We start from the raw sequence: 18,168 nt of genomic DNA, 5'->3' as shown, positions 1-18,168 counted from the left end.
ATCCGTTCCAATTTTACTAATGCAAGTCGCTGGAAATGAGGTGTAAAAACTCTGATCTGGTTTCTACTTTTTCAAACTGACCTCTAAAACCACTGGTGGTAGTAGAACTATTTTGTTTTTGAACACCGCGCATCATCATACACATGTGCGATGCTTCGATCACCACAGCAACACCTTTAGGCTTTAGCGTTTGATGGATGCATTCTAGGATATCGTGAGTTAAGCGTTCCTGTACTTGTAGTCTTCTTGCAAAAATGTCAACAATTCTTGGGATTTTTGATAGTCCAACGATATGGCCGTTAGGGATATATGCTATATGCGCCTTTCCAAAAAACGGTAGCATGTGGTGCTCACATAGGGAATAAAGTTCAATGTCTTTGATGATGACCATGTCTTGATAATCTTCTGCAAACATGGCGCTCTTCAATACTTCTGCAGCATCCTGATCATATCCACTGGTCAGGAATTGCATGGCTTTTGCAGCTCTTTCTGGGGTCTTGAGAAGACCTTCTCGTTCTACGTCTTCGCCCAGGTCGGTGATGACACTTTTATACTTTTCTCTTATGTCGTCGGTTACTTCAATGTTGTACTCTTCAAATACTCTGTAAGGCATTCTAATAATTTTAAGGGGCCAAAGTTAAAAGCAAAGCTTGTTGAATTGTATTGTTTTTACTGAAAATTGGCTTTTGGTTCATATTCCCAGCCTATGTCGTTAAGAATCCGTTTTTTTTACGAAAACTTCATAAAAAGTTTGAGATAGTGAAACAGCCTCTTTCCATATAGGAGCAATTTGTTTTAAGTTTGTTAACAATCAATATACAATCATGAATCAAAAAGTAGTTACCCTAGGTGAAGTCCTCATGCGCCTAACCGTTCCCAATCAAAAAAGACTCTTCCAGACCGTGAATTTTGACGTCAATTTTGGTGGTTCTGAAGCTAATGTAGGCATCTCACTGGCTCATATGGGATTGAAAAATACACATATCACTGCATTGCCGCACCATGATCTAGGAGAACGAGTAGTACGTTTCTTAAATATGAATAATGTAGGTAATGAAGGAATCGTGAGAAAGGATGGTCGTTTGGGAATCTACTTTTTGGAATGCGGTGCTATGCAACGTCCTTCAAGAATTGTCTACGATCGATTTGATACCACGTTTTCATACTTGAAAGAAGATGAAATTGATTGGGATGCCGTATTTGAAGATGCCAACTGGTTCCATTACAGTGGTATCACGCCAGCCATCTCACAATCTGTGGCAGACGTTACGTTGCGAGCTTTGAAAGAAGCAAAGAAAAGAGATGTGAAGACCAGTGGCGATATCAATTATAGAAGGAACCTATGGCAGTATGGAAAACAACCGCTGGATGTTATGCCTGGATTGGTAGAATTGACAGACTACGTGGTAGGTGGTAGAGTAGATCTAGAGAATTGCCTAGGGATCTATGATGATGATTGGTCACGAAACTGTGAATTGGTTTTGGAAAAGTACCCTAACATTAAGGCGTTCTCAAAATCCATTAGAGATTCACACTCTGCATCCAGAAATGATTTGACGGTAGTGATGTATAAGGATGGTAAGCTCTACACATCCAAGAAGTACGAAATGAACAATATAGTTGATAGAATAGGTGGTGGCGATGCATTTATGGCAGGCCTTATTTATGGACTACTCAATCTAGATGAACAACAAACCGTAGAGTACGCCGTGGCGGCTTCCGTATTAAAGCATAGTACCATTGGTGATGTGAATTTGAGCAGTAAGGAAGAAATCATGCATTTAGTAGATGGTGATAACGTTGGACGTCTTTTAAGATAGCATATGAATATTGAAACCTTTATTTCCAGGACAGACCAGCACACGATCGTACCCGTTTTTTATCACGGCGATCTTCAGACTTGCATTGATGTTGTCAATGCCGCCTACGATGGTGGTGTTCGCACTTTTGAATTTGTGGACCGTGGCGCTAACGCCATTGATACCTTTAAGGAATTGATGAACCGCAAGTCACGGTGGCCAGATTTAGAGATAGGGATAGGTACTATTTATGATCTACAAACTGCTAAAGAATATATCAATTTAGGCGCTGCTTTTGTCGTTTCCCCATGTTTGGTAGACGAGGTGGCCATACATTGTCGCGATCATGATGTCTCTTATATTCCGGGTATTGCTACAATAAAGGAAGCATTTGATGCCAGTACCTTGGGTTGCAAAATGATCAAGATTTTCCCTGCAAATGTGATAGGTTCCGCTTTCGCGAAAGCGATAACATCAGTATTACCTCAACTAGCCATCATGCCTACGGGTGGTATCGAGCCTACTGCAAATGGATTGAAAGAATGGTTTGATGCTGGCGTGAACTGCGTGGGAATGGGAAGCCAGTTGTTTGATAAAAATAAGATTAGCAAAAAAGACTATGTAGGATTGTCAAATGACATCGTGGAGGCGATCAATAATGCTAATCTTGTAAAATAATTACGTGAAAAATTACGATTATGCCTATTTAAACGTCATTATTCGATTAACTTAAAATAATACTAAGCCGGTATTTGGTAAACATCAACTGTTATTGTTTATTTAGTTTACTAGATTGGTCGACCAAACATTTATGATACACCATCGTCTTAAAAATATTACAGATGTAGAGTTGTCTTCTGGTGATATAGATCCAGATAACAATACGTTCAACAATATAAAAAAGCTAATTTCTGACCATGGATACGAGAAAGGTGACAAGTTACCGTCACAGCGTAAATTGAGTGAAAAGTTAGGTGTAGGACGCAATCAGATAATGACTGCCCTGCAAAAGCTTGAGTTCTACGGAATAGTGAAAACCACACCTAAAAGCGGAACGGTTGTAACCGGTATTCAAAACCCATCTGTCAACATGATGATGTCAGATATTCTGGAACTGGAATCACCAGATTTTAAATCACTGGTAGAGTCCAGGCTTATACTGGAAGAGAACGCCGTTAGACTCGCCTCCATACGTAGAACGGATAAGGATCTAGAAGAATTGCAAGAACTGCATGGCGAATTTGTGGAGCGCATACTAAGTAACGAGCCAGCGCTTTCAGAAGATTTTGCTTTTCACAAGGGATTAGTAAAAGCAAGTAACAACAATGTGATTTATAGCTTAATGAGCATTATAGTTCCAGACTTGATCGCCCATTTGAATGCAGAACATATTTGTGATAGGTCTGAGGTGAGTATGCTTATTAGCGAACACACAACGATCTTAGAAATGATTGAGAACCAAGATGAAGAAGGTGCCGTGAAAGCGTTGAAACACCACTTTAGGTTCTTATATCAATATATTAAGAAGTAACATACAGGCTGCCACCTGTATATTTAAAAAAGTAAAGCACAGGCTGCCACCTGTGCTCTAGGGTAAATAAATAATCAAAAAGAGTTGAACCTCTTTATATTGCAAAAATAGGTAGTATCTATTTTTCTTATCTAAAATGGAAGTTTGATAGCTATTTTAAGGCTGGAGTTTATTTACAATCTACAGATCCAGCAGCTTTTGCCACGGTCAAGATTCACAGTTTGGAGGTGACTCATTAGCAAAGTGATCCGTGTACGAAACAAGTGTTTTTTGAGTTCGCTTTCGCGAAAGCGAATTTTCTCAAACCTACATTCTCCTTAAAATTATCGAGGATAAAGATGTTTAAACAAAAACGACCGGTGTGTTAAGCACCGGTCGTTTTTGTTATGGGTTCTCTATCTTAATCGATCAAGTCAAAGACTCGAGGCAACCATAGTGTAAGATCCTCAAAATAGGTGATCATTACCAGCACGGCGATCATGGCTATAAACAAAGGAAGCATAGGTCGTATGACCTTCTGAATCTTAAGATCTGCCACGCTACAGCCCACAAAAAGAACCGAGCCTACCGGTGGTGTACATAAGCCAATACAAAGGTTCATGATCATGATGATCCCAAAATGTACGGGATCCATTCCCATGGCGGTTACGATAGGTAAGAAAATAGGAGTGAAGATCAAAACCGCTGGCGTCATGTCCATAAAGATCCCAACAAATAGAAGAATCAAGTTGATTAGAATAAGGATTACTACAGGATTCTCACTAATACCTAGCAATGCAGCGCTTATTTCTTGAGGGATGTTTTCATAACTCATGACCCAACTCATCGCGATGGATGTAGCGATCAACAAAAGAACGATAGCGCTGGTTTTAATAGTTTCCAAGAGGATAGGAGCTAGGTCCTTAATCTTGATTTCTTTATAGATAAATCCTAAAGCGACTGTATACATTACTGCAACCGCACTTGCCTCGGTAGCTGTAAAAACGCCGCCTACGATTCCACCTATAACAACGACAAGTAGCATAAGACTAGGCAAAGCGTCAAAGAATCTTTTAAGGAAGGTTTTGAGACTTACCAGCTTGTCAGTAGGATACTTTTTAATGATGGAATAAATCGCAGCCACTACCATTAAGGCGACTCCCAGTAAAATTCCGGGCACGTATCCTGCAATAAACAAGGCAGCAATAGAAACACCACCGCTGGCCAAGGAATAAACGATCAACACATTACTAGGCGGAATGATCAATCCCGTTGTGGCACTGGTAATATTGACTGCCGCAGAGAATGGTTTGCTGTATCCATCTTTCTCCATCATAGGATTCATAAAACCTCCAATGGCACTTGCTGCTGCAACCGCACTTCCCGATATCGCTCCAAACAGCATACAGGAAATGATATTTACAAAAGCTAGTCCACCAGGCAATGGTCCTACTATCGCTTTGGCAAAATTGATAAGCCGTACGGCAATACCACCGCGATTCATGATCTGTCCAGCGAGTATAAAGAATGGTATCGCACTAAGTGTGAAGCTATCCAATGAAGTAGCCATGCGTTGCGCCAGCGTGGTTACCGATGGTAGAAATGGCATGGAGTAAATGAGAGTTGCAAAAGCTGCAAGTCCTATGGCGTATGCGATAGGCACACGAAAGGAAAGAAATACCAAAAAGCTTAAAACGAGAATGAGGATTTCAACATAATTCATATTAGGAAGCTTTTTGGGATTTGAGTTTGGCAAAAAATGAATCCAGACTAAAGTAACAGATCAGGATTCCAGAAATAGGTACAATCAAGTAGATAAAACCTAGTGGTAATCCCAATGATGCAGAGGTTTGCTCGAATTGAAAAGTCAATTGGCATAATCTAGAACCGCCTATGATCATGACACAAAACGAGAAAACGAAGACACTTAAATACACGAAACCGTCAAAAAAGGCGAGGTTTCTACCTACCATCTTTTCTGGTAAAAGGTCTATGGCCAGATGTAGGTGTTCACCTGTAGCATATGCGGCACCCAACAATCCAACCCAAATCAGGGCAAAACTAGAGATCTCATCTGTTGCGGTGCTGGGTGATTGAAGAATAAAACGTGAAAATACTTGCCAAGTGACTGCGGCAAGCATGATGATAAGTACAGTAAGGCAGACCTTACCTACAATGTTGACTACTGCTGCTCTCATATTAATTTTCTTGAATGGATTGAACCAATTTTTTCATGCTTGGATTTTCATCAAATATTTGAAGCATCTCTTTGGTAGCTTCTCTAAAGGGTTGTTTTTCTGGATAGTTGACTTTGACGCCGCTTTTGGTGACCGCTTCTAGAGACTCTTTTTCTAATTTTTCCCAAAGTTCGCGCTGGGCTTTTTTAGATTCCTGCACAGCTTCTTCCAACCATTGTTTTTCTTGGTCAGTCAGTCGTGCTAATGTTTCGGTTCCTATGACCAAAACATCTGGCAATGAGGTATGTTCATCAATGCTTAAAAACTTGCAGACTTCAAAATGCTTTGAGGTATAATAACTAGGAATATTGTTTTCTGCACCATCAACCACTCCTTGCTGTAATGCGGTATACAGTTCTCCAAAGGAAATAGGAGTAGGCGCACCACCTAGATCCTGGATCATCTCAATGGCCATATTGCTCTTCATGACTCTTATCTTCATGTCCTTCACATCTGCTGGCGTATTGATGGGTTCTGTTTTTGTATAAAAACTGCGGCTACCGGCATCATAAAATGTCAATCCTTGGAGGTTGAACTTTTCACCTTTGTTGAGAATGGATCTGCCTACTTCTCCGTCATAAATATTGTGGCTGTGCTGCTTGTCCCTAAACAAGTATGGAATACTGAAGACTTTATATTCAGGGATGAAATTTTCCAATACTCCAGCGCTCACTTTTGTAATGTCCAGACTGCCTATTTGGAGTAATTCAATACTTTCACGTTCACCACCTAGCTGGCCGTTGGGATATAATTGAACTTTCATTTTCCCGCCAGACTTTTGTTCCAGACTTTCTCCTAGGACGACCATTCCTTTGTGAACCGGATGCTCTGTATCCAGACTATGTGCTAATCTAAGAACGGTCACATCTTCCTCACCGGCACAGCTGCTCAATAGTAGGATTGGGACAAGAAGCAATACATATTTGAACTTCATGATTTTCATATAATGAGATTATTGAATCAGTATAGGGTTTGCAATGGTTAAACCTGCTTTTTCCACTTCGTTAGTAAAACCTTCGGCTGTTGTGAAAGCGGCATCGCTTGCTTCCCAACCGCTCATGAAGTAATAGGTGAACTCATCGCCACCTCCTAAATTCCATAAATGCGTTTGGGTAATTCCAGCTCCTTCTTTTGGAGCTTCACTTTCAGTTAAGTCATCTGTAGTAAAAATGAGCGCCATGCCCAGCAGGTCGTTGTTTTCGGATTGTTTTCCAAATGTGGGGTAAGCGGAATAACCATTAGTAATAGCGATTTTTTCTCCAACATTGGGTTTAAGATCAACTATACCGGTGACCAGCTCCATTCCTTCAGTATCACCATTGACAACCACATCGCTCTGATAAAACCAGTCTCCTTTTTCTATAGAAATAGTGTGTATGACGTCCACTATGCGGTCGCCTATAGCTTCATCTTTATAGTGTAGTTCAAAAATGGCTCTTACGGGACCTTCTGTAATGGTTTTGAACGTTGCACCATTAGTTCCCGTGACTCTGTAAAGCGAATCTTGATATTTTATGGCTATGGATCCAGCACCTAGAGAGGTGCCTACTTTTAAGATATCCATTCCCCAATCTTCTTGGGCGTGATAGTCCGTTGTCAGGCCTTGTTGCGCCAGAGTAGGTTGGGTAGTGGTTTTACCGAAAATGTCGATCCCATTGCGAGGATCAAAATAAATCCTGAAACCCACTTTATCATTTTCCCAGGCTGGTCCTTCCATTTGTAAAAATAGACTGTCCAGTTCTCTTGGGTCGCCGGTGCGCTCGTACGTTTGGACTTCGGTGGCGTTAGGTTTTGCTTTTCCAACACCAAAATGAACGTCGGTGGTTTTAGGAAATGATGCTTGTTCCGCTTTCGCGAAAGCGGAAAAAACAACTTTCTTCTCTTCATTAGGAGCAAAGTCGATCACTGCAGAAAGCTCGTCCCAATTGCCGTCGCCATCCAGATCATCCAACTGGGACGGAATCGCTTCTCCTGCAAGGGTACGCAAACCAGGAATGGAGTCGCCAGAAGTACCAGACCATTCCTTTTCTACCTCAGATCTTGGGAAAACAATCACTTCAGTCCTAGCTACATCGATTGAGTTCACGAGTAAAATGGAGTCGTCCTCCATTTCTTTTTCCTGCTTGCAGCTTATCACTGCCATTGCGATCCATCCTATAAGAATCCAACTATTCTTCATCTAGTCCTCGTTTGATGGCTTGCCAATGGTGGCTAGAATACCACCATCTACATACAGAATATGACCATTTACAAAATCACTGGCGCTGGCCGCAAGGAAAATCGCCGCACCGGCAAGATCGTCTGGATCACCCCATTTTGCTGCTGGTGTGCGGTTCACGATAAAATCGTTGAATGGATGTCCATCCACTCTAATAGGTGCCGTTTGCGAGGTTGCAAAATATCCTGGACCTATACCGTTTACCTGTATGTTGTGTTTTGCCCATTCTGTCGCCATGTTTTTAGTAAGCATGACAAGACCACCTTTTGCCGCGGCATAGGCACCAACCGTGTTGCGACCCAGCTCACTCATCATGGAGCAAATGTTGATGATCTTTCCTGACTTGCGTTTCATCATTCCTTGAACCACGTGTTTTGATACCAAAAACGGACTCACTAAATCTATATCGATCACTTGTTTGAAGTCTGCGACTTCCATTTCGGCAAGTGGTGTTCTTTTAATGATACCTGCGTTGTTCACTAGGATATCAATGCCGCCTACTTCGTTTTCGATTTTTTGAATGGCATCTTTCACTTGTGCCTCGTCAGAAACATCAAATTTGTAGCCTACAGCTTTGATTCCAGCACTTTTATATTCGGCAACCGCTTTGTCAATTTTATCTTGTGAAGAGTTCCCGTTCACAACAATTGTGGCGCCGGCCTGGCCTAGACCCTTGGCCATAGACATTCCCAAACCATGTGTACTACCGGTCACTAAGGCAACCTTACCTGTTAGGTCAAATAATTTCATAAGTCTGGATTATCTAAGTTCAGTAATTTTTGCAACGTCCATATCTCCATAATCCAGATTTTCTCCGGCCATACCCCATATAAAGGTATAGTTGGAAGTTCCAGATCCTGAATGGATCGACCATGGCGGTGAAATGATCGCTTGATGATTTTGCATCCAGACGTGTCTGGTTTCCTGCGGCTGTCCCATAAAGTGACACACCGATTGTCTTTCTGGTACATCCAGATAAAAATACACTTCCATCCTGCGATCGTGAACGTGGGCTGGCATAGTGTTCCAGACACTACCGGTTTTAAGTTCTGTCATTCCCATTTGCAACTGGCAGGTATCCACTATACCACCTATGATCATCTGGCTTACTGTTCTATGATTGGCTGTTTCAAGACTTCCTAGCTCGATTTTGTTAGCCTCAGCAAGGCTTACTTTTTTTGTTGGGAACGATTTGTGCGCTGGAGCAGAGTTGATGTAAAATTTAGCTGGATCGCTAGCATTAGCGCTATGAAAAACCACCTCTTTTGCACCTTGTCCTATATATAAGGCATCCTTATGATTGATTTCGTATTTTTTACCATCGACCTCAACCGTTCCTGCTGCACCTACATTGATGATTCCCATCTCGCGACGTTCCAGAAAATATTCTGCCTTGAGTGGATCAATGGTTTCCAGTTTCAAAGAACTTGAAGTAGGAACAGCACCACCAGCGATGTATCTATCGTAATGAGTGTAGACTAAATTGATTTTACCTTCCTGTAAGGGCTTATCTATCAAAAACTCATTTCTTAGCTCTTGAGTATCTAGCTTCTTTACTGCATAAGGGCTTGAGGCATAACGTGTTTCAAATGTTGTTGACATGGTTGTTAGTTCTATAATCGGGCTGCTGTCATGTAGTCTGCCGACGTTAATTATAATTAATGTAATCGATTGCCTAATATTACGAAATTGATCTTCTCACTCCTAACTCTAGGCCACGTAATTCTGCCAGACCTCTCAATCTTCCTATGCCTGAGTAGCCTGGGTTTGTTTTTTTCTTGAGATCATCCAGCATTTTATGACCGTGATCTGGCCTAAATGGCATCCTCAAATCTGATCTTCCTGATTGTTCTCTTTTCATCTGTTCTTTAACGAGTGCCTTCATAACGGCATACATATCTACGTCTCCATCTAGGTGGTCTGCTTCATGAAAATTTCCTTCTTCATCTCTTTTGGTAGCTCTTAAATGTATAAAATGGATGCGACTACCCAATCGTTCTACCATTCCAGCAAGATCATTGTCTGCCCGCACACCAAAGCTTCCCGTGCAAAATGTCAAACCATTGTTGGGACTGTCCACGGCTGTGTACAAATCAACAATGTCCTGTTCTGTACTTACCACACGTGGCAAGCCCAAAATAGGGAATGGTGGATCGTCTGGATGGATGCACATAAGCACGCCAGCCTTTTCTGCAGCTGGAATGATTTCTGACAAGAAATAAAATAGGTTTTCTTTTAATTCCTTAGGACCTATGTTTTCATAGGTAGCAAGAATGGTGTTGAATTCTTTGAGTGTGTAGCCTTCTTCAGCGCCTGGTAGTCCAGCTATGATGTTCTTAACAAGTTTCTTTTGTTGCTCTGGAGTGGATTTTTCCAGATAATCCTTGGCAGCTTGTTGCTGGGCTTTTGTGTAGTCATTTTCTGCGCCTGGACGTTTTAGCAAATACAGTTCAAATGCTGCAAACGCTGTAGCTTCAAAACGCAATGCCGTCGAACCGTCTGGCAGTTCATAATCCAGATTAGTACGTGTCCAGTCCAGTACCGGCATAAAGTTGTAACAGACGATGTCAATACCGCACTTGCCTAAATTGGTCAAGGTATTCTTATAACGCTCGATGTAGGTTTTATAATCGCCAGATCTGGTCTTAATATTCTCGTGAATAGGTACACTCTCTACAACAGACCAAGTTAAACCGGCATCCTCGATCCATTTCTTACGTTCCATGATCACCTCGACAGACCATTCTTCGCCATTAGGAATCTGGTGGCAAGCGCTCACGATGCCCGTGGCACCAGCTTGTTTAATATCTGCAAGGGAAACTGGATCCTTGGGACCGTACCATCGCCATGTTTGTTCTAGTTTCATTGTCTATGAGGTTGTTACGCTTTCGCGAAAGCGAAATTATTCTTCTACTTTATTACAAATTACAAATTCTATACACCGCTATAGGCGCTGAATCCGCCATCTATAGGAACCACGATCCCTGTTATGAAGGAAGCCGCATCGTCACACAACCATTCTACGGTGCTAACGAGATCTTCTGGTTTTCCATAGCGGCCCATGGGCGTTTGTCCAATGATTTGCTCACCACGAGGCGTTGCAGACCCGTCACTGTTGGTAAGGAGTGCGCGATTTTGATCTGTCAGAAAAAAGCCAGGCGCGATGGCATTGACACGTATTCCAACTTTAGAAAAATGAACGGCAAGCCATTGTGTAAAATTCGATACGGCAGCTTTGGCACCGCTGTATGCTGGGATTTTAGTAAGTGGAGTGAAGGCATTCATGGATGAGATGTTGAGAATGCTACAACCATCGCGACCTACCATGTCTTTGGCAAACACTTGTGCAGGCAAGAGCGTTCCCAAGAAATTAAGATTGAAGGTAAACTCGATGCCTTTAGGGTCAAGATCAAAAAAGGTCTTGAATCCATCGGTAGTGTTTTCAAGATCTTTCATCTGGAAAAACGGATTGCTGGTTGTTCCCATGGGATGATTGCCTCCAGCGCCGTTGATCAATATATCAACTTTACCGTATGCTTTGTTGATTTCCTTCTTTGCTGTCTCGAGCGAATCCTTTTCCAAAACGTTGCCTGCAATTCCCACGGCTTTTCCTCCATTGGCTTTGATTTCATCTGCCACGGCATCTGCAGCTTCTTTTCTTAAATCAAGAACGGCGATGTTGTGGCCGTGTTTAGCAAGTGCAACTGCTAGTGTGCTGCAAAGCACGCCGCCTGCTCCTGTAAGGACAATTGTTTTAGACATAAATGGATTTTATAAGGTTTTGGTCAACTTGAAAAGGTCAAATATGAGAAATAACTATGAAATCTGGTCGACCAAATATAAATCTATTTATATTTAAACAATATTGAAACATCACTAATTGTCAAAAAACTGATTTCAATACTGATAATTATGCAATGGTGTTGGTTCAAATTTTAAAAACTGCCAACTTTATAACTTTAGATTTGAATCGTGCGTTGAGCAGTGCTAATGACTGAAACCTATTTACAATGAATATCATGAAACCATTAATTGCCCTGATATGCCCCAGATTATGCTTTGCACTTTTCATAAGTTGCATAGGTTTTGAGATGACGGCTCAGGTGACTCCATAAATTTTAAGATCTAAGGATGTTATCAAATCGGTTTATCTACCTGACTTTAGCTATGCAGGCTATAAAAATGGCGAGGAACAAATTCCAAATACTACAGGAACCGTGATTCAATGGTATATTTCTCACGAGACTTTTCAATAGCTGGGAAAGTGACGTGGTCATCCACAATGCAGATATCGGCATATTGTCTGAAGAAATTGCGAATGTGACCATCCAAAACATCACGACCACTGGTGACCATCTGGCGTATTATACCATTGCCATGGCTGCCGTACACAATGTACTGGCCGAAAAAGTGAAGGTGTATAACAAAGCTGTATATCTGTTAAGCTTCAATACTTTTTCTGCCAAAAACGTGTACAAGGATTGTGAAGTATTTACAGATTCTGCACTAGATCAACACAGTAGGACACTCCAGTCTTTTATTTAGCAGTTATCATTACCAAGAAGAGAAATATATGGATCTTTGGAAAACCTTGGATCGCGACTTCTCAACGGTTGAAGTGGTCAGAAACATGCCCGTCAAGCACTACACATTGTGGTTTGATGACCTCTAGATTACAGAATGAAGGAATTACATAAAGCGATTTTATTTATGATGTTAAGTGCTTTTGCATTTGCTATCATGAACGGTCTCGTAAAATATCTTGCCGATTTTAGTGCCTATCAGTTGGTCTTTTTTAGATCTATTGGGACTTTATTAATTACTTCAAGTCTTCTTATGTACCATAAGATTCCCATGTTGGGGAATAAGCGGTGGTTGTTGATCTTGAGAGGTGTTGCTGGTGCGATTTCCCTTCTATTATTTTTTGCGTCCTTAAAATTCCTGCCGGTAGGTACTGCGGTGACCTTGCGGTATTTGTCGCCTATTTTTGCAGCCATCTTTGCAGTGATCTGGCTCAAGGAACGTATCAAACCCTTGCAATGGCTTTTCTTTTTGCTGGCATTTGCTGGAGTTTTGGTCCTCAAGGGATTTGATGATGGCCTCAGTTTGATAGGCTTGAGCATGATCATACTTTCGGCGTTATTTATGGGGTTGATATTTGTAGTCATTTCCAAAATAGGGAAGCAGGACCATCCTATGGTTGTGGTCAACTACTTTATGTTTATCGGGACCGTGCTGGGCGGTTTACTCTCCATGGGCAACTGGAAAAACCCGATAGGAGTAGAGTGGATATGGTTGGGAATATTGGGAATCGTAGGTTTTGTAGGCCAGCTGTATATGACCAAAGCTTTTCAAATTGCCTCTACCAATCAGATTGCACCTTTAAAATATCTGGAAGTGATTTTTACCGTGATGATTGGTGCATTTTGGTTTCTTGAAATCTATACCTGGTGGTCGCTACTGGGTATTTTGATGGTCATGGCAGGATTGACCTTGAATATTTTGTACAAATCAAGAAACGCCTGATTAGAGCTAATGCTCATCTTTACTTGTTGACCTAGTGATCTCACTGGATGGTTAGAGAGTTCGCTTTCGCGAAAGCGAATACACCACAAGCTTAACTGCTTTATTTCCAGATAGCCAATCTATAAGTGCCTAAAAACAAAAATCCCCATTTCTCAATGGGGATTTTGAACCAATCAAATAAATCATCTACTTCCAGCCGCCACCTAGCGCCTGATAAAGATCTACTCTAGCCAGGAGTTGATCTTTTTTAGTTTCAACAAGTTCCATTTTTGATTCCAAAGCATCTCGCTGCGTCAACAAAACCTCCATATAATCTGCTCTGGCTGAGGTGAACAGTTTGTTGATGATGTCAATAGATTCAGTCAACGCGGCAACTTGCTGTTCCTTGAGGTCATAACTCTTTTTGAGGTTATCAATACGTGATAACTCGTTTGCCACCTCAAAGTATCCATTAAGTATGTTCTTCTCATACTCAAATACAGCCTGTAATTGCTGTGCATTTGCCGTGTTGTACTGTGATTTGATGGCATTTCTATTGATCAATGGACTTACCAGGTCCCCAACGAGATTATATGCTAGAGATTCTGGAGTTGAGGTTAGGTATTGAGGTTTGAAGGCTTGTAAGCCTACGCCTGCCTTAATCCCGATGGAAGGAAAGAAGTTGGCTCTTGCGACTTTCACATCGAGTTTTGCAGCCATCAAGTCATATTCTGCCTGTCTTATATCAGGTCTGTTTTGTAGCAGCTGTGACGGTAAGCCTGCATTGATAGTGTCTACCTTTATCTCAAGAAAATTAGCCGAATTACGAGCTATAGGAGACGGTTTTCTTCCTATCAAGAAATTGATTTTGTTCTCAATTTCAGTGATCTGTTGTTCAATCTCATATTTCTCGCTCTGGTTCTTAAAAACCTCTGCATCAAAACGTCGCACACCCAACTGGGTTGCTCTTGCAGCTTCTTTTTGAAGCTTTACAATGCGCAGAGCATCAGTTTGCAGGGCAAGGTTTTGTTCAATGAGGTCCAGTTTGTTGTCCAACGTTATGAGCTCATAATAGGAGTCGGCCAGTTCTGCGATGAGTTGGGTCACCATAAAGTTTTTACCTTCAACGCTGGCTAGATATTCCATCACGGCCGCCTTTTTTGAATTGCGCAGTTTTTTCCAGATATCCAATTCCCAAGAGACTTGAACACCTACATTAAAATCTGTCAATGGATCTGGAAATGCTTCATTCTCACGTATGGGAAGTTGTGTTTCTACAGCACCATTTCTGCTAAATTCACCAACTTTTTCTACTTCTGCACCAGCTTGAACACCAACAAAAGGTAAGAATTCACCCTTGCGAGCTTGCACCTCATTTTGTGCTACACTTACTCGTTGCAGCATGATGTTAAGCTCTTGATTATTTACTAGAGCAGTATCTATAAGGTGTTTGAGATATTCGTCTGCAAAGAAATCTTGCCATTTCATGTTTGCGGTATTCAGGGAATCCACCAGCTTATTTCTATAATGATCTGGCATCGATCTATTTTCTTCTCTAACTTCCAGTGTAGGCGCACAGGAATGAACCAGCACCATTGCCAAAATGAGAAAGGCATACAGTTTTATGTTTCTAATCATGTTCTTCAACTTTATCGTTTTTGATTTTAGATTTCAGCTTTTTCATCAATCTGCGTAGTTTACTGATGTCTTGTTTTGCGTCGTATTGCTCTTCACTGTTTCTAATAAATGATTGAGAGACGGTCTCGTAATCTTCATTTTTAATGAGTGATTTTCCATCTGCCCAAGAACCGAATATGTAATACAATCCTGGTATGACCAGAACTCCTACCAGAGTTCCCAATAGCATTCCACCTAGGGCAGATCCACCTATGGTTTTATTTGCAATCGCACCTGCACCATGAGCAATTACCAATGGTATCAAACCTGCGATAAAGGCAAAGGAAGTCATCAAAATAGGACGGAATCTCATTCTTGCACCTTCAATAGCTGCGTCTAGAATGGTAGCACCTTCACGTCTTTTTTGGACGGCAAATTCAACGATCAATACGGCGTTCTTTCCTAAAAGTCCTACCAGCATGATCAAGCCTATTTGCGCATAAATATCATTGGCAAGGCCCATAAATTTGAGTAATACAAAAGATCCAAATACACCAACCGGCAAGGAGAAAATAACGGCTAATGGTAATATGAAGCTTTCATATTGTGCTGCAAGAACGAAATAGACAAACAGTAACACGACCCCAAAAATGTAGATGGACTCACTACCACGATTAGCCTCATCATAAGACAATCCTTCATAGGCGATGTCATAACCACGAGGTAACTGTTCCTTTGCGACCTCATTGATAGCAGCGATGGCGTCACCACTGGTGAATCCTTTGGCAGGTAATCCACGAATGGAAGCTGAATTATAAAGATTGTAACGAGTGATCTCATTGGGTCCCAATTTCTTTTCCATGGTCATGAAGGATGAATAGGGAACCATTTCACCTTCTTCATTTTTCACAAATAGTTTTTCAAGATCTGATGGTAACCTACGGTACTCAGGACCTGCTTGAGTATACACCTTGAAGAACCTACCGAAACGAATGAATCCTTGCTCATAGGTACTACCAATCAAAATATTCAGATTTTCCATGGCGTTACCGATGGTAACTCCTTTTTGCATGGCTGCCTTATTGTTGATTTTAAGTTCTATTTGAGGATAATTAGCTGCAAAGAATGTGAAGAGGCCTGTGAGTTCCTCTCTTTCGCGTAAAGCGTCCATAAACTCATTGTTCACTCTTTCAAATTCCTGATAATCCGTACCGTTGGTCTTATCCAATAATCGCATGGAGAACCCACCTGATGAACCAAAACCTGGTACTGCTGGCGGCTCAAAGTATTCAATGACGGCACCTAGATCCTTGCTTTGTTCTTCTAATTCTTCCATGATTTCATGAACGGAATGTTCTCGTTCTGACCAGGGTTTAAGGTTGATCAAACAAGTACCGGCGTTGGATCCACGACCTTCAGTCATGATCTCGTAGCCAGCCAGTGATGATACAGATTCTACACCATCAATTTTGGAACAGACGCGCTGTAGGTTTTGGGCGACTTCATTTGTACGCTCTAGTGTTGCTCCTGGCGGTGTTTGTATGATAGCATAGATAGTTCCTTGATCTTCATTAGGAATAAAGCCTGATGGCAATACCTCGTTAGTCAAGAAGATGCCTACACAAAATGCTATCAAAATACCAAAGGTCACTACACGTCTATTGACAATGTGCTTCAAGACCTTAATATATCTTCCAGTCAGCTTTTCAAAACCACGGTTAAAGGCATCGATGAACCTATTCATAATCGATCTACGTCTAGGTTTACCATGATTATTCTTAAGAATCATGGCGCATAAAACGGGTGTAAGTGTCAAAGCCACGATGGCCGAAATGATGATGGAACCAGCCATGGTAATGGAGAATTGACGATAGAATACACCAACAGGTCCAGACATAAATGAAATAGGAATGAACACTGCGACCATGACTAGAGTTATGGCGATAATTGCACCGCCTATCTCTTTGATGACTTTCTTGACCGCATCGTAGGGATTGAGATGCTCTTCTTCCATTTTGGCATGGACTGCCTCGACTACTACAATGGCATCATCCACGACAATACCAATCGCGAGTACTAAGGCAAATAAAGTGATCAGGTTGATGGAGAGCCCAAATAATTGCATAACAAAAAATGCTCCGATCAAAGAAACAGGTACCGCTATAATAGGAATCAAGGTAGACCTCCAATCACCTAAAAAAAGAAAGACCACAATGGCTACCAAGATAAAAGCATCCCGCAAGGTATGAATGACCTGCTCTATGGAAGCATCCAAGAAATTTGAGACATCATAACTGATTTTATACTCGACTCCTGGCGGTAGAGAAGCTTCAAAATCTTTTAAGGTAGACTTCACCTGATCGATGACATCACTTGCGTTGCTACCTACGGTTTGCTTCAAAACGATAGAAGCTGAGGGCTTACCATCCAGATTGGAGTAAATATCAAAAAACTCGCTGCCCAATTCTACATCTGCAATATCCTTGAGCATGAGAAGTTCACCTTCTGCATTTGCCTTGATGATGATATCCTTGTATTGCTCTTCTTTATTGTACCGTTCTTGGAACGACAACACATATTCTAAAGACTGCGATTTGATACCAGAACTTTGACCCAATCTACCAGGTCTGGCAATGATGCTTTGCTCTTCCATGGCTTTGAGAACCTCTTCTGCCGAAACATTATAGGCTCGCATTCTATCTGGTTTGAGCCAAACGCGCATGGCATACTTTCTACTACCTAAAATTTGTGCACTCGCGATACCGTTGATACGCTGGAGTTCAGGAATAATGGTGGTATAGGAATAGTTGTAAAGGAATTTCTCGTCATTTTTCTTGGCATCGCTATAGAGGTTGACATACATCAACATACTGGGTTGTACTGGTGTGATGATAACTCCTTCACGCTGGACCAATTCAGGTAACAAAGGCATGACCTGATCGACTCTAGTTTTAACTCTAACCACAGCTTCATTAGGATCTGTGCCTGGTTCAAAAATAATTCTGATGGTTCCTTCTCCAGCACTGGTGGCGTCTGAAGCAATGTATCGCATATCCTGAACACCATTAATGGCAGTCTCTAAAGGGATAAGCGTGGAATTTACCAAAACCTCTGCGCTGGACCCTGGATAGGCGATAAAGATATTGACCGTGGTAGGTGCAATTTCTGGAAATTGAGAAATTGGTAGATTGTTGATCGATAGAAGTCCTGTGAAAACAATGATCACAGAAATAACTATGGCCAGTACTGGCCGTTTTATAAACTTGCTGAACATCTCTTAAT

At 41.5% G+C, this 18,168-nt stretch carries 16 protein-coding genes; 5 read left to right on the top strand and 11 right to left on the bottom strand.

Annotated elements, in window-relative coordinates:
• Nucleotides 1–16: 16 nt before the first annotated feature.
• Nucleotides 17–613: a GTP cyclohydrolase I FolE gene (folE, locus tag AAU57_RS11080; RefSeq protein ID WP_055412970.1), complete on the bottom strand. Its 597-nt coding sequence runs from the start codon at nucleotides 611–613 to the stop codon at nucleotides 17–19.
• A gap of 211 nt (nucleotides 614–824) precedes the next feature.
• On the opposite strand from folE, the gene AAU57_RS11075 reads away from it, so the two are divergent.
• The 3 genes from AAU57_RS11075 (at nucleotide 825) to AAU57_RS11065 (ending at nucleotide 3,330) form a co-directional block, all read left to right on the top strand.
• On the top strand, nucleotides 825–1,820 hold the full coding sequence (locus AAU57_RS11075) for a sugar kinase (protein WP_055412969.1): 996 nt from the start codon (nucleotides 825–827) through the stop codon (nucleotides 1,818–1,820).
• Between the two features lie 3 nt (nucleotides 1,821–1,823).
• On the top strand, nucleotides 1,824–2,477 hold the full coding sequence (locus tag AAU57_RS11070) for a ketohydroxyglutarate aldolase (RefSeq protein WP_055412968.1): 654 nt from the start codon (nucleotides 1,824–1,826) through the stop codon (nucleotides 2,475–2,477).
• 133 nt (nucleotides 2,478–2,610) lie between these two features.
• Nucleotides 2,611–3,330: a FadR/GntR family transcriptional regulator gene (locus AAU57_RS11065; protein WP_055412967.1), complete on the top strand. Its 720-nt coding sequence runs from the start codon at nucleotides 2,611–2,613 to the stop codon at nucleotides 3,328–3,330.
• 400 nt (nucleotides 3,331–3,730) lie between these two features.
• Here the strand turns inward: AAU57_RS11065 and AAU57_RS11060 are convergent, their stop codons facing one another.
• The 8 genes from AAU57_RS11060 to AAU57_RS11025 all read right to left on the bottom strand — a co-directional run bounded on the left by AAU57_RS11060 (nucleotide 3,731) and on the right by AAU57_RS11025 (nucleotide 11,526).
• Nucleotides 3,731–5,032: a TRAP transporter large permease gene (locus AAU57_RS11060; protein ID WP_055412966.1), complete on the bottom strand. Its 1,302-nt coding sequence runs from the start codon at nucleotides 5,030–5,032 to the stop codon at nucleotides 3,731–3,733.
• 1 nt (nucleotide 5,033) lies between these two features.
• A complete protein-coding gene (locus AAU57_RS11055; RefSeq protein ID WP_055412965.1) occupies nucleotides 5,034–5,507 on the bottom strand; it encodes a TRAP transporter small permease in 474 nt (157 codons plus the stop codon).
• A 1-nt stretch (nucleotide 5,508) separates the two neighbouring features.
• Nucleotides 5,509–6,489 carry a TRAP transporter substrate-binding protein gene (locus tag AAU57_RS11050; RefSeq protein ID WP_316931653.1) on the bottom strand — a complete coding sequence of 327 codons (981 nt, stop codon included), beginning with the start codon at nucleotides 6,487–6,489 and terminating at the stop codon, nucleotides 5,509–5,511.
• A gap of 9 nt (nucleotides 6,490–6,498) precedes the next feature.
• Nucleotides 6,499–7,725 (bottom strand): DUF4861 domain-containing protein, encoded by a 1,227-nt coding sequence (locus AAU57_RS11045; RefSeq protein ID WP_055412964.1) that lies wholly within the window; start codon nucleotides 7,723–7,725, stop codon nucleotides 6,499–6,501.
• A complete protein-coding gene (locus AAU57_RS11040; RefSeq protein WP_055412963.1) occupies nucleotides 7,726–8,514 on the bottom strand; it encodes a gluconate 5-dehydrogenase in 789 nt (262 codons plus the stop codon).
• Nucleotides 8,515–8,523: 9 nt separating this feature from the next.
• The gene (gene kduI / locus AAU57_RS11035) at nucleotides 8,524–9,366 is read right to left on the bottom strand and encodes a 5-dehydro-4-deoxy-D-glucuronate isomerase (protein ID WP_055412962.1); all 843 of its coding nucleotides are present in this window, start codon (nucleotides 9,364–9,366) and stop codon (nucleotides 8,524–8,526) included.
• A gap of 79 nt (nucleotides 9,367–9,445) precedes the next feature.
• On the bottom strand, nucleotides 9,446–10,630 hold the full coding sequence (gene uxuA / locus AAU57_RS11030; protein ID WP_055412961.1) for a mannonate dehydratase: 1,185 nt from the start codon (nucleotides 10,628–10,630) through the stop codon (nucleotides 9,446–9,448).
• 68 nt (nucleotides 10,631–10,698) lie between these two features.
• The gene (locus tag AAU57_RS11025; protein WP_055412960.1) at nucleotides 10,699–11,526 is read right to left on the bottom strand and encodes an SDR family oxidoreductase; all 828 of its coding nucleotides are present in this window, start codon (nucleotides 11,524–11,526) and stop codon (nucleotides 10,699–10,701) included.
• Nucleotides 11,527–12,063: 537 nt separating this feature from the next.
• On the opposite strand from AAU57_RS11025, the gene AAU57_RS11020 reads away from it, so the two are divergent.
• Both AAU57_RS11020 and AAU57_RS11015 read left to right on the top strand, forming a co-directional pair.
• A complete protein-coding gene (locus AAU57_RS11020) occupies nucleotides 12,064–12,309 on the top strand; it encodes a hypothetical protein (RefSeq protein WP_197275407.1) in 246 nt (81 codons plus the stop codon).
• Nucleotides 12,310–12,444: 135 nt separating this feature from the next.
• On the top strand, nucleotides 12,445–13,290 hold the full coding sequence (locus AAU57_RS11015) for a DMT family transporter (RefSeq protein ID WP_156340118.1): 846 nt from the start codon (nucleotides 12,445–12,447) through the stop codon (nucleotides 13,288–13,290).
• A gap of 186 nt (nucleotides 13,291–13,476) precedes the next feature.
• Here the strand turns inward: AAU57_RS11015 and AAU57_RS11010 are convergent, their stop codons facing one another.
• Together AAU57_RS11010 and AAU57_RS11005 are read right to left on the bottom strand one after the other, a co-directional pair.
• Nucleotides 13,477–14,907 carry a TolC family protein gene (locus tag AAU57_RS11010; protein WP_055412958.1) on the bottom strand — a complete coding sequence of 477 codons (1,431 nt, stop codon included), beginning with the start codon at nucleotides 14,905–14,907 and terminating at the stop codon, nucleotides 13,477–13,479.
• Complete coding sequence (locus AAU57_RS11005; protein ID WP_055412957.1) at nucleotides 14,900–18,160, bottom strand: efflux RND transporter permease subunit; 3,261 nt, start codon at nucleotides 18,158–18,160, stop codon at nucleotides 14,900–14,902. The genes AAU57_RS11010 and AAU57_RS11005 overlap by 8 nt, the downstream gene beginning before the upstream one ends.
• Between the last annotated feature and the right edge of the window lie 8 nt (nucleotides 18,161–18,168).

Origin of the sequence: Nonlabens sp. YIK11, assembly GCF_001413925.1 — a bacterium.
GTDB lineage: Bacteria > Bacteroidota > Bacteroidia > Flavobacteriales > Flavobacteriaceae > Nonlabens.
This window is presented reverse-complemented; position numbering and strand designations above follow the sequence as displayed.